The organism is Bradyrhizobium sp. (assembly GCF_049691595.1).
GTDB lineage: Bacteria > Pseudomonadota > Alphaproteobacteria > Rhizobiales > Xanthobacteraceae > Bradyrhizobium.
In genome coordinates this window covers 1-13224 of the sequence record NZ_JBAVNZ010000067.1, presented here as the reverse complement: position 1 = coordinate 13224, position 13224 = coordinate 1, and the positions used below count along the sequence as shown (strand labels likewise).

Below are 13224 nucleotides of genomic sequence, written 5' to 3'. Positions count from 1 at the left end.
GCGCCCGGCTCGGGCTGCCCAAAAACGCCGACGGCAAGCCGCCAATGGCGGTCGGCGTCGACCTGCGCGGCGAATCCTACGGGCTTCTGATCGACCAGATCGGCGAGGTCCTCAAGCTCGCCGACAGCGGCTGCGAGGAAAACCCCGTCAACCTCGATCCCCGAATGGCCAAGCTCGCCGGCGGCGTCCACAGACTCGACGGCCAGCTCATGGTCGTCCTCGATGTCGATCGCGTCCTCGAAATCGCGCCCAAGGCCGCGCTCGCAGCATGACGTCGATCGGCGCGCACCGCCCGTTCAGCAAGGAGGCTAAGCAATGAAAACATGTCTGGTCGTCGATGACTCCGGCGTCGTCCGGAAAATCGCACGCCGTATCCTGGAAGGCCTCGATTTCCAGGTCATCGAAGCCGAGGACGGCGCGAAGGCGCTCGAGGTCTGCCGGCGCGGCCTGCCCGAGGCGGTGCTGCTCGACTGGAACATGCCGGTCATGGACGGCTACGAATTCCTCGGCAATCTGCGCCGCATGCCCGGCGGCGATGCGCCCAAGGTGGTGTTCTGCACCACCGAGAACGGAATGGATCATATTTCCCGCGCGCTGCATGCCGGCGCCAACGAATACATCATGAAGCCGTTCGACAAGGACATCGTCGCCGCGAAGTTCGCGGAAGTCGGCCTGATCGAGCTTGCCGACTCGACGCTGGTCTAAAATCTCATCCTTTTGCCCTGAGAGCCTCCCGTGAATTTGCCCGATTACGAGTACTTGCGTAAACTTCTGAAGGACCGTTCCGGTCTCGATCTGTCGGCAGACAAGCAATATCTGATCGAAAGCCGGTTGCTGCCGCTGTCCCGCCAATGCGGCCTGGCCGGGATCAGCGAACTGGTGCAGAAAATGAAAGGCGGGTCGGCTTCGACGATCGCCCAGGTGGTCGAAGCCATGACCACCAACGAGACCTTCTTCTTTCGTGACAAGGTGCCGTTCGATCACTTCCGCGATGCGATCATGCCCGAGCTTCTCAAGGCACGGGCCGGCCGCAAGAGCGTCCGGATCTGGTGCGCTGCCGGCTCGACCGGCCAGGAACCATATTCGCTGGCGATGTGCGTGAAGGAAATGAGCGCTGCGCTCGCCGGATGGCGGGTCGAAATCGTCGCGACCGACCTCTCCCAGGAGGTGCTCGAGAAATCCAAGGCGGGCATCTACAGTCAATTCGAGGTTCAACGTGGCCTCCCGATTCAGTTGCTCGTCAAATATTTCAAGCAATCGGGAGAGTTCTGGCAGATCAATGCCGACCTTCGCGCCATGGTCCAGCATCGTCAGTTGAATTTGCTGCACGACTTTTCCCAGCTCGGGGTTTTCGACGTCATCTTTTGTCGCAACGTTCTGATCTATTTCGATCAGGACACCAAGATCAACATCTTCAACCGTCTCGCCAGGTCGATGGAAGCAGATGGTTTCCTGGTGCTGGGCGCGGCGGAAACGGTCGTTGGCTTGACGGACACCTTCAAGCCGTATCCTGAAAAGCGCGGTCTCTACCGTCCCGGCGGCGCGCCCGCCACGGCGGCAGCCGCGATGCCCAAGATCGCGGCGATGGCTGGACGCTGATGGCGGAAGACAGCAAGGTAACCGAGCGGGTGACATTCAGTCGGGGCTATGATGTCTGCATCATGGCCATCGATGGAACCTGGCGCCGGGATTGCCAGCTCAGGGCCATCTCGGATACCGACGCCGTGCTGACTCTGGAAGGTTCCATCCAGGGCCTCAACCTGAAGGAGTTTTTTCTCCTGCTGTCGTCAACGGGCCTCGCCTATCGGCGGTGCGAACTGGTTCGCGTCAACGGCACCCAAATGGATATTCAGTTCATGCGGGGCAAGAATGCGAAAAAGCGGCCGGGCGGGTCGTCAACAGGAAATAGCCGCATGAATGCCTGATGACATCCCGCCGGCCAGCAGGCAGCGGCAAGAGAAGAAGCCTCATATCGGTCATCGTACGGCGCCAGTTCCCGAACGCAGTCGTGCCGGGCGGCCGGTTCCGGGACCGGAACCAACAATGCGGGTTGCGCCTTGATGCGTCGGGTTCCAGCAGGACACAAAGCGCGGCGCCAATCCGAGTCACCGGCCTTCAGTGTCGCCCCCGCCTTCGGGCGGCCGAGCGATAGTTCCCGGTCGATAGCCGATCCGATCAGCTCCGGGCTCGCCCGGGCCTGATCGATCGGGGCACGAGATCCGGAACGATCGAACGGCAAGCGTCGCTTTGATCCTCGGGCTGATTCGCGATATGACCGCACGCCGCATTCTGCATGAGTCACCCTCCGCTGCACCCTACTTTTAGGCAATGCAAGTACTGCTTGTGCGTTAAGCCGTCGTCCCGTACGAATACGGTTGCGGGTACCGGTTGCGTATTGATTTGCGTGCCGCTGTGCGATTGCGCGTCACCTTTTCACCACGCTTGGACGATGATTCATGGCTGAAAAGCCTCTCTCTCGCGGCGAGATCTTCGTGGTCGACGACGATGCCGCCGTTCGCGACACCCTTTCCATGGTCCTGTCGGCGGGTGGCTACAAGGTCGTCTGTTTTGCCGACGGCGCCGCGCTGCTGGCCGTGGCGAGGACCAGGACGCCATCGTGCATCCTGCTCGACGTGCACATTCCCGGCAAGTCCGGTCTCGACATCTTGAAAGAGCTTCACGGCGAGGATTATCCCGCGCCGATTTTCATGATTTCAGGCCAGGGCGACATCGCCATGGCCGTCAGCGCCATCAAGAACGGAGCACTCGATTTCATCGAAAAGCCGTTCCGCGGCGGTGAAATCGTCGCCCGGCTGGATGAAGCGATCGGCGCCTATGCGCGCCGACAGACGGAGACCCCGGCATCGCGGATTGCGTCGCTGCATTTCCCCGGACGCGAACCGCTGACCAGGCGCGAGCGCGAGGTGCTGGAGCAATTCGCCTCCGGCGCGTCCAACAAGGAAGCGGGACGGCAGCTTGGGATCAGTCCGCGTACGATCGAGGATCACCGTGCCAACATCATGAAGAAGCTCGGGGCCAGGAACGCGGCCGATCTCGTGCGCATCGTGATGAGCGCCTCGCGCCAGGCCTGATCTCTCGTCGGCCAGCGCTCGAAACGGTTTCGAGCGAGGCGGCCGCCGGTCAGCGCGAAGAAAACCGGGGACTGCAAGCCGGCCCGGTTTGCTTCAATCAGAACCGAACAGGCTCTCTTCGGCCAGCGCTTTCCGGATCATGATGGCCATATCCGACTTGCGATAGGGTTTGGCGAGCAACACCACGCCTTCGTCAAGCCGGCCGTGATGGATGATCGCGTTTTCCGTATATCCTGAGGTAAACAGCACCTTCAATCCAGGCTTGATACGGGAGATTTGGTTGGCAAGCTGGCGGCCATTGATGCCAGCCATGATCACGTCGGTGAAGAGCAGATCGAATCCCCGACCTGCATTGACGATCGCCATGGCTTCCGCCGCGTTTGCCGCATCCAGCGTAACGTAGCCGAGCGAGTGCAGTTGGGTCAGCACGAAGTCCCGCACCAGCTTGTCGTCTTCAACGACGAGGATTGTTTCGTTCCCCCCTATCACCGCCGGCATCAAGGCCGCGCCGGTCGCCAATGATACCCCCGCGGCCGGAGGCAGATACATCTTGATCGTGGTCCCTTGGCCCTCCTCGCTGTAGATCGTGATGTGGCCGGCGGACTGCTTCACGAACCCGTAGACCATGCTCAGCCCGAGGCCGGTTCCCTTGCCGGGGCCCTTCGAGGTGAAGAACGGATCGAACACCCTTTCGAGCATCGCCGCCGGGATGCCGGTCCCGGTATCGCTCACCGCGATCATGGCGTAGCGGCCCGGCCGCACCTCGCTGTGTGTCACGGCGAAGCTTTCGTCGAGCACCGCCGAAGCCGTCTCGATGACAAGTTTGCCGCCGCGGGGCATGGCGTCGCGGGCGTTGAGGGCAAGGTTAAGGATGGCGGTCGCAAGCTGGTTGGGGTCGACGGTCGCCAAACATGCCTCGTCCTCAAATACCAGTTCGACCTCGACATGCTCGCCGAGCGTTCGCCGCAGCAGCTTCGTGGTATCGATGACGAGCGCATTGACGTCGGTTTCCCGCGGCTCGAGCGGCTGCTTGCGGGCAAAGGCAAGAAGATGCTGGATCAGATCCGCGCCGCGCGAGGCGGCCTCGTCGATCATCTTCGTGATCGCGGCGAGTTGCGGTTCGTTTTTCACGGCGTCGGCGAGGATTTCGATCGTCCCGGTAATGACCGTCAGGATATTGTTGAAGTCATGCGCGATGCCGCCGGTGAGCTGGCCGACGGCCTCCATCTTCTCGGCCTGCCTGATCCGTTCTTCCGCCGCGAGCTTGTCGGTGAGATCGCGCAGGAACCCGTTGAACACAAATCCGTCGCGGGTCTTCAGCGCGGTGACGCTGAGCTCCGCGGTGAGTTCCTTGCCGTCCCGCCGCCTGACCACCACTTCGCGGCGGCGTCTGAGCACCTGATCCAGCCCCGAGACCAGGAAGCGTTGCAGGTCTGTCCTGAGCGGCGCTTGCTCGGGATTTAGGGCGATCAGTTCGAAAATGTTACTCCCAAGCGCTTCCTCGCGCGGCCAGCCGAAGATGGTCTCGGCCTGCGAATTCCAGTCACGGATCGCGCCGCGTTGGTCGACCTGGACGAAGGCATCGAGCGCGGTGTCGATGATGCCGCGCGCGAGCTGTTCGCTCTCGCGCAACGTTTCCTGGGCCTGCCGGCGTTCGGTCATGTCGCGGCCGACGAAGAAATATCGCTCGACCGGTTCGGACCACGTTCCGAGCCAGGACAGCCAGACCGTCCGCCCGTCCTTGTGGATGCAGCGCGTATCGGAAATCTTCGAAGGCTCTCCGCGCCGCACCAGGCGCATTTCCCGGCGGGAATTTTCCAGATCGTCAGGGTGGATGAAGTCGACCGCGCTGCGACCGATCGCTTCCTCGGGCCGATACCCCAGTACGGCTTCGCAGCTAGGGCTGATCTGGACCAGGAAGCCCCGGGAGTCCATCACCAGGATCAGATCCTGCGACGTTTCGAAGATGCGGCGCCGCTCCTCGGTCTGCTGCCGGAGCGCCAGTTGAGTCTTGTTGCTTTCGGTAATGTCGCGAACCGTCTTCGATATGCCGATGGTCGCTCCCGAGGGCGCCTTGATCGGGGATATGCTGAGCGAAACTTCGACCGGCGTGCCATCCTTGCGCAGGCGCACGGTCTCGTTGTGTTCAATGCGCTCGCCCCGGCCGATCCGACGCAAGGTGTCCTGCACCTCCCTCAGCCGGTCGGGAGGCACGATGAGTGCGATGTTTTTGCCGATCGCTTCCGCAGCGGTGTATCCGAACACGCGTTCCGCGGCCGGGTTCCAGCCGGTTATCGTGCCGTCGAGCGACTTGGTGATGATCGGATCATTCGATGATTCCACCGCGGCACTGAACAGGCGCTCGCGCTCCGCCAGGCGGTCGCGCGCGGCGATCGTGTGCAGGTGCTCCTGCACTTCGCGTTCGAGCGCGATGGCCCTGGTATTTGCCTCCTGGTTCATGCGTGCAAACGTGCGCGCAAGTACCCCGGTCTCGCCGCTCGCATCGACAGGAATTGTGGAGGAATAGTCCCGGGCAGCGCCTTCGACGGCCGCCGTCAGTTGAACGATCGGCTTGGTCAGCGACCGCGCGATCAGCACGGCCAGCGCGGCGGCGCCGAGCACTGCGAGCAATCCGACGAGCAGGGTCGCGTTGCGGATCGCCGCGGCCGGCGCCAGGATGACGGCATTGGGGACGGTTTCGATGACGCCGATCCACTGCTTGCCCGCCAGAACGGCCGGGGCGAGGGCGATTCCACCGGGCCGACCGGTTTGATCCGGGGCAATACGCGTCGTGCTTTGTGTCGTTCCAGCGAGCGAGGCCAGGTATGGAAAATCAGCCGGCCAGCTGGCCGGCGCGCCCGGCGGCGACCCCAATTCGCGCGCAGGCTCCGGGTGAACGAGATAGTCGCCTTGTTTGTTGACAAGGTAGATCGCTCCCCCCGGTCGCGCTGACGCTCTCACGCGTTCAAAGGCCGGGCGCAGATCGACCTTGATGGTCACGATTCCCAGCCGGTTGCCGTCAGGCGTCAGCAGCGGCGCCGCGATCCGCAGCGTCGGAACCGGCGCGGACGCGAGGCCCTCGCCGCTGGCGTCCAGCTCGACCGGCGATACGTAGGTTTGATCGGCGTTCAACCTTATGGTGTCGTCGAAATAGGGCTGGTAGCCCTTCGGTTCCAGCTCCGGCTCCGGAACGACTCGAACCGCGCCATCCGGTCCGGAGCGGTTGACGCGGAGGATTTCGCGCTGACCGTCATCGAGGCCAACAATGCGGAACTCCGCATAAGCGGGTTTGGCCCGAAATTCCGACACGACGCGGCCCGCGATCCGTTCACTCAGCATCTTCTCGCTGATGCCATCGACAGGGTCGGTACCTCCAGCCAGACGTGCGCGGATCAATCCGGCCAACGCCGGGTTGGATCGGAGCCCGGCGATGTCGGCAACCGCTCCGGTCAGGTAGGATTGCAGCTCCGCTGCGACGAGCTGCGCGTGGATCTCGGTGCGATCGAGCACCCTCGGCAGAATCGCCTGTTCCAGGCCGCGATAGCTGAACCATCCGACCGCGGACACCGCGATCGCGACCAGCGCAATCATCGCGAGAGCAAGCCTGGTGGTGAGCGTCATTTTTGCTTGAGCGGTTCCCGGGTTCCGGTCCTGACGGCGCGCCGGACCAAACGAAATAATGGCATTTCACATCGGGGTCTGGAAGCAACCTTACGGGGCTGACAGGCCTGGATCGGGTGGGATACCGCGCGAGGCCGGATCGCCTTGGTCAAATCCGGCGCGGAACCCCGGAATCGTCCCGGATGGCCGGGTCGAGCCTGGTCGGGTCCGGCAATGACGGGCGTGAGCTATCCAGCCGCGCTCCCCGCCTCTCATCATGCCTCGCCCTTATCCGCCATTCCCGCGGCCCACAGCGCGAAGGCGTAGGCAATCGCGACTTCGTCGAGCCGGTTGAAGCGGCCCGACGCGCCGCCATGGCCGGCGCCCATATTAGTACGCAGCAGCACCGGCCCGCCGCCGGTCATGGTCGCGCGCAGCCGCGCGATCCATTTCGCCGGCTCCCAATAGGTGACGCGGGGATCGGCCAACCCGCCCATCGCCAGAATCGCCGGGTAGTCCTTGGCGGCGACATTGTCGTAGGGCGAATAGGACAGGATGGTGCGAAAATCCTTCTCGCTCTCGATCGGGTTACCCCATTCCGGCCATTCCGGCGGCGTCAGCGGCAAATTGTCGTCGAGCATGGTGTTGAGCACGTCAACGAACGGTACTTCGGCGACGATGCCCGCGAACAGTTCGCCGGCGCGGTTGGCCGCCGCGCCCATCAGCATGCCGCCGGCGCTGCCGCCATGGCCGACGATGCGCCCGGCGCTGGTGTATCCGGCTTCGATCAGCGCGCGCGCGGATGCCGCGAAGTCGTCGAAGCTGTTGGTCTTGTTCTCGCGCTTGCCGTCAAGATACCAGCCCCAGCCCTTGTCCGCGCCCCCTCTGATATGCGCGATCGCGTAAACAAAACCGCGGTCGACCAGCGACAGCCGGTTGGCGGCAAACGACGCCGGCATCGCCATGCCGTAAGAGCCGTAGCCGTAGAGCAAAAGCGGCGCGGTTCCGTCGCGCTTGAGATCCTTGGCGTGCAGGATCGACACCGGCACCAACGCGCCGTCATGCGAGGTCGCCATGATGCGGGTGGTGACGTAGTCCGCGGGATCATGGCCGGACGGGATTTCCTGCCGCTTGCGCAGCACACGCGTCCGGCTCGCCATGTCGTAGTCGTAGACTTCCGACGGCGTCGTCATCGACGAATAGGAAAACCGCAGTTTGGTGGTGTCGAACTCATAGCCGCCCATGGTGTCCAGCGAATAGGCCGCCTCGTCGAAGGCGATGGCATGCTCTTCACCGGAGGTGAGATCGCGGATGATGATGGCGGGCAGCGCATTGGCGCGCTCCAGCCGCACCATATGGCCGGCGTAGAGCTCGACATCGAGGACATAGATGCCTTCGCGGTGCGGGATCAGGTGGCGCCAGTTGGCCCGCTCGGGCGATGCCAGCGGCGCCGTCATCACCTTGAAATCGATCGCGCCGTCGGCGTTGGTGAGGATGAACAGCTCGTCGCCGCGGTCGGCGATCGAATATTGCACGCCTTCGCGGCGCGCCGCGACCAGAAGCGGCGGCGCCTCGGGATCGGCGAGGTCGATCAGCCGCTGCTCCGAGGTCTCGTGGTCGCCGCCGGCGATCACGCAAAATCTTCCGCTGGAGCTCTCATGCAGGTGGGTGAACCAGCCGGAATCCCGTTCTTCGTAGACCAGGACATCGTCGGCCTGCCTGGTGCCGAGGCGATGACGCCAGACCTGCATCGGGCGATGGTTGTCGTCGAGCTTGACATAGAAGAAGCTTTTGGCGTCCGCACTCCACACTACCGCGCCATCGGTTTCCTCGACCAGGTCGTCGCGGTCCGCGCAGGTTCCCCAATCGCGCACGCGGATCGAAAAATATTCCGAACCCTTGGTGTCGGCGCTCCAGGCTTGCAGCCTGTGGTCCGGTGAATGCCGGCTGCCGCCGAACTTGAAGTAGTCATGGCTGGCGGCAAGCGCGTCGCCATCGAGCACGATGCTCGCTTCGCCGCCGTCGCGTGGGCAACGTCCGTACATCTCGTGCTGGCCGCCCTCGCGGAACTTGCGCAGGTAAGCGAAAGGACCGTCCGGCGCGGGCACGCTGGAATCATCCTCCTTGATCCGCCCGCGCATCTCCCTGACCAGTTTTTTCTGCAAGGTTCCGGTGTGACCGAGCAGGCTCTCGGTGTAATCGTTTTCCGCCTCCAGATAGGTTCGGATATCCGCATCCAGGATCGACGGGTCGCGCAGTACCTCCTGCCACCTGGCGTCCTTCAGCCAGGCATAATCGTCCGCGACCGTGATGCCGTGGGTGGTGAACGAATGCGGACGGCGTGGGGCCACCGGCGCTGTCTGTGAGCCGGTCTTGCGTAGGGATTGTGTCACTCAAACCTCGTTCAATTGGCGGAGGGGGTCGCCGCGCTCGTTATATCGGTTCGAATCCCCGGATTGCCAGATGGGTTGACCGCGCCGCGCCGCTGGCGCCGCCGGATCGGTTGCAGGTGCCGCTCGAAGCTTCCCTGGCAGAAAGGCCGTCACCTCGAGGCGAGAGGATGCTAAACATTGCGTAATCGCGCGGCGGCGTTGCCGCCGAACATCGGAATCTGGTTGACGGCGAGCACCACGGCGAAGGTGATGACCAGCATCGCAATGCCCAGCACCGAAATCGCGGCGAGGTCGCCGCTCTCGTTGAGGTCGTAGATCAGCACCGAGAGCACCTTGGTCTGCGAGGTGAACAGCACGATCGCGGCCGACAATTCGCGCATCACGCCGATGAAGATGAAGCACCAGGTCGCGATCACGCCGGTGCGCAGCAAGGGCGCGGTGATGCGGAGCAGCGACTGCAGCCGTGTCGCGCCGAGAATGCGGCTGGCGTCCTCCAGTTCGGGATGGATGGTGGCGAACGCCGCCTGCAATTGCTGGTAGGCCGACGGCAGGTTGATGGTGAGGAATGCGATCAGCAGGATCCACAGCGTGCCGTACAGCACGAAGGGCGGCCGCGTGTAGCTGAGGAACAGGCCGACGCCGAGCACGATGCCGGGCACCGCGACCGGCGCGGTGGCGAGGAAGCCGAGCACACGCGAGCCCGCGATGACGCGGCGGGTGGTGACATAGGCGATGACGAGGGCGAGGATGGTGCCGATGGTCGCGGTCGCGGTGCCGAGGATCACGGTGTTCCTCAGCGCCAGCTGGGTCGAGGACAGTTCGGCGAACACGAACACGATGTTGTGCAGCGTGGCCGTCGCGGGCGTCACCAGCGTCGTCGCGTTCGGCGAGAACGCGGCGTTGAGCAGCGCGAAATAGGGCAGGAACACCGGATTGAGCAGCACCACGAGGCAGAATGCCAGCGCCGCCCAGCGCCAGCCCTTCATTTCGACGCGGCGCGGCGCGCCATATTTGCCGCCGACCACGGAATAGCCGCGGCGGCCGAGAATGAACTTCTGGGCCTGCAGCAGTACGATGGTCAAAAGCAAGAGCGGCACCGCGGCGGCGGCGGCCAGTTCCAGCTTCGGCGGATACTGGAACAGGCTCCAGATTTTGGTGGTCATGGTGTGGAAGCCGGCCGGCAGCGCCAGGATCGCCGGCGAGCCGAACAGCGTCATGGCTTGCAGGAACGCGATCAGGCTGCCGGCGACCAGCGCCGGCAGCGCCAGCGGAATGGTGACACGCCGGGCCGTGGTCCAGGCCTTGCCACCAAGGATGGCGGACGCGTCCTCGAGTTCGCCCGGCATGTTGTCGAGCGCGTTGGCGACCAGCACGAACACGAACGGGAACGTGTAGCAGGAAATCACGAAAATCAAACCGGGCAGCGAATAGACGTTGAACAGATGCGCATCGGCTTCCGCGCCGCTCACGAAGCGATAGAACTGGTTCAACAGCCCGCTGTTGGGCGCCGCCAGCAATTCCCAGGCGACCGCGCCGAGAAAGGGCGGGGTCACGAACGAGGCGGTCACCAGCGCCCGGATCAACTGCCGCCCGGGCATATCGGTGCGCGACACCAGCCACCCGATCGGCGCCGCGACGAAGCAGCAAACCACCGCGGAGGTGGTGGCGATGATCGCAGTCGTCAACAGCGGATCGAGGAAATCCGGGTCGGTGAACAGGGTGATGAAATTCCGCAGCGTCGGATGCCGCGTGCGATCGGTGAAGGCATAGACCGCGAGCCACGACAGCGGCAGCACGATCAGCGCCACCAGAGCGGCCGCAAACAGCCACAGCACCGGTCTGGTCCAATCGATGCGGGTTTTGGAAGCGTCGATGCCGAGGGTCATACGAAATCTCTCTCGACGTCATTCCGGGATGCGCCTCTTGGCGCAGGCCCGGAATGACGACTTTGGTTAAGCGAACGCACCGTCACACCCGAAACAACTTCGCATAGCGCGTCTTGATCTCTTCGGTCATCGCTTCGACTCCAACCGGATCCTCCTGCATCAGCTTGATGTCGGAAATCCTGCGGCGTCCCGGCTTCGACCGCACCTGCGCGTGGACCGAATATTGCGCGGTGAAATCGATGAAGAATTGCTGGGTCTCGCGGCTGTGCAGCCAGGCCTGGAGCAGTCTTGCGGCATTCGGGTGCGGCGCGCTGGCAAAAATGCCGGTCGGCCCCGAGATCGTCGGAGTGCCCTCGGCCGGATAGACCGGCTCGACCGGCTGCCCGGCTTCCTTCAGCAGCACGATGCCATATTCGTTGCCATCGGCCATCACCGCGCGCTCGCCGAGCGCCAGTTTCTTCGGCGGGTCGGTCGACGACTGCACCTGCATCACGCGTTGCTTGGCAAGTTTCTCCATGTAGTCCCAGCCGAGCTCGCGCACGGTCTGGAAGGTCGCGGTCATGATGGTGCCGCTATAGGCCGGATGGCCCTTGACCATCTTGCCCGCCCATTTGGGATCGAGCAGGTCGGCAAAGCTTTTTGGCGCGTCCTCGGGTTTCACCAGATTGGTGTTGTAGGCGATCGACGACAGCCAGATCCGCGTGGTGGCGAACAGGCCGTCGGGATCGCGATATTCGGCCGGAAAGTATTTTGCCACGTCCTCCGGGACGAATGGCGCCAGCCAGCCGTTTCGCTTCCAGGTGATGAAGTGCGACGCGTCCGAGCTGTTGACGATATCGGCGGCGCGGATGCCAGAGGCAAATTCCTGGTCCAGCCTTTGAAACAGACGCTCCGAGCCGGAGCGCTCGATCTGCACCGAGATGCCGGGATAGGCCGCCTCGAACGCCTTGCCGAGCTTTTCGCCGACCGGAAGATCCATCGACGAATACAGGATCACCCTGGCTTCCTTTTTCGCGGCTTCGATCAGTTGCGGCGTGATCGCCGCCGGCGGCGGGGCCTCGGCGCGAACCGAGGACGCAAACACGCTGCCAAGCGCCAGCGCCGTCGAGCTCTTGAGCACATCGCGTCGGGAAAGTTGGCGCTTCATCGCGGGTTCCGCCTGTCTTGTCACCGGCTCAGCGCCCGGCAGTGTTCGGGCGGCAGCGTGAGCCAGACCTCGCTGCCTTTGGCAACGGCGGTTTCGGTCGGCGTGATGACGCGCATCGCCGTGCCGTCGGACGCTTCGACCATGTAGTCGCGGCTGGCGCCGAGATAGACCTGGCGCGTGACCGTGGCCTTGATCGCGTTCGCCGGCGATGCCGGCGCCTGCGTCGAAAGCTGGATGTCGTGCTGGCGGATCGCGACCGCGGCGCTCTGGCCAGGGTTAAGTCTTGCGCCGACCACCTGCAAGGTCGCGCCGGCAAACGAAACGTGATCTGCGTCCAGCGCGTTAGCCTTGATCACATTGCTGGCGCCGATGAAACGCGCGACGAATTCGGATTCCGGCCGGGCATAGATGTCTTCGGGCGTCCCGAACTGGTCGATCCTGCCCGCATTCATCACCGCGATCAGGTCGGCGGTGGTCATCGCCTCGGATTGATCATGGGTGACGTAAACCGTGGTGTAGCGGTATTGGTCGTGCAGCCGGCGAATTTCGAACCGCATCTCTTCGCGCAGGTTGGCGTCGAGATTGGACAAGGGCTCGTCGAGCAGGAGTGTCTCCGGCTCGACGATCAGCGCCCGCGCCAGCGCCACGCGCTGCTGCTGCCCGCCGGACAGTTCGCCGGGATAGCGCTGCGCCAGCGCTTCCAGTTTTGTGGTCGTCAGGATCGCCGCCAGTTTCTTGCCGATCGTCTCGCGGTCGATTTTGCGCAGCCGCAGCCCGTAGACGATGTTCTCGGTGACTGTCATATGCGGCCACAGCGCGTAGCTCTGAAAAATCATCGACATGTTGCGCGCCTCGGGCGGCAAGGTGCGCGCCTTCGAGGATACGAGGCGATCGCCGACGCGAATCTCGCCGGCGGACGGCTCGAGGAAGCCCGCGATCAGCCGCAGTGTCGTGGTCTTGCCGCAGCCCGATGGCCCCAGGAGGCAGACGAGCTGCCCGTGGTCGATCCGCAGCGAGACGTCATCGACCACCGCGAGCGTTCCAAATCGCCTGGTCAGGCCACGCAAATCAACCGACGCCAATCGAGGTCCTCCCTGTGGTTTTTG

10 protein-coding genes are annotated in these 13224 nt (G+C 63.7%); 5 read left to right on the top strand and 5 right to left on the bottom strand.

Annotation, left to right across the window (positions count from 1 at the left end):
- The 5 genes from WCE35_RS03145 to WCE35_RS03125 form a co-directional block, all read left to right on the top strand.
- Positions 1 to 272, top strand: a 272-nt coding sequence (locus WCE35_RS03145) for a chemotaxis protein CheW (RefSeq protein WP_424591885.1), incomplete at its 5' end; no start/stop codon positions are given.
- 43 nt (positions 273 to 315) lie between these two features.
- Positions 316 to 705, top strand: a complete 390-nt coding sequence (locus tag WCE35_RS03140) for a response regulator (RefSeq protein ID WP_424591884.1) — start codon at positions 316 to 318, stop codon at positions 703 to 705.
- 30 nt (positions 706 to 735) lie between these two features.
- A complete protein-coding gene (locus tag WCE35_RS03135; RefSeq protein ID WP_424591883.1) occupies positions 736 to 1599 on the top strand; it encodes a CheR family methyltransferase in 864 nt (287 codons plus the stop codon).
- Complete coding sequence (locus WCE35_RS03130; protein ID WP_424591882.1) at positions 1599 to 1925, top strand: PilZ domain-containing protein; 327 nt, start codon at positions 1599 to 1601, stop codon at positions 1923 to 1925. Before WCE35_RS03135 ends, WCE35_RS03130 begins: the two co-directional genes overlap by 1 nt.
- A 531-nt stretch (positions 1926 to 2456) precedes the next feature.
- A complete protein-coding gene (locus WCE35_RS03125) occupies positions 2457 to 3092 on the top strand; it encodes a response regulator transcription factor (protein ID WP_424591881.1) in 636 nt (211 codons plus the stop codon).
- A 93-nt stretch (positions 3093 to 3185) separates the two neighbouring features.
- Here the strand turns inward: WCE35_RS03125 and WCE35_RS03120 are convergent, their stop codons facing one another.
- The 5 genes from WCE35_RS03120 to WCE35_RS03100 all read right to left on the bottom strand — a co-directional run bounded on the left by WCE35_RS03120 (position 3186) and on the right by WCE35_RS03100 (position 13200).
- Entirely contained in the window at positions 3186 to 6713 is a 3528-nt protein-coding gene (locus WCE35_RS03120; protein ID WP_424591880.1) for a PAS domain S-box protein, read from the bottom strand.
- Positions 6714 to 6967: 254 nt separating this feature from the next.
- Positions 6968 to 9085: a S9 family peptidase gene (locus WCE35_RS03115; RefSeq protein WP_424591879.1), complete on the bottom strand. Its 2118-nt coding sequence runs from the start codon at positions 9083 to 9085 to the stop codon at positions 6968 to 6970.
- A 170-nt stretch (positions 9086 to 9255) separates the two neighbouring features.
- On the bottom strand, positions 9256 to 10971 hold the full coding sequence (locus tag WCE35_RS03110) for an ABC transporter permease (RefSeq protein WP_424591878.1): 1716 nt from the start codon (positions 10969 to 10971) through the stop codon (positions 9256 to 9258).
- Positions 10972 to 11053: 82 nt separating this feature from the next.
- Positions 11054 to 12118 (bottom strand): ABC transporter substrate-binding protein, encoded by a 1065-nt coding sequence (locus WCE35_RS03105; protein ID WP_424591877.1) that lies wholly within the window; start codon positions 12116 to 12118, stop codon positions 11054 to 11056.
- Between the two features lie 20 nt (positions 12119 to 12138).
- Positions 12139 to 13200: an ABC transporter ATP-binding protein gene (locus WCE35_RS03100; RefSeq protein ID WP_424591876.1), complete on the bottom strand. Its 1062-nt coding sequence runs from the start codon at positions 13198 to 13200 to the stop codon at positions 12139 to 12141.
- Positions 13201 to 13224 lie beyond the last annotated feature (24 nt).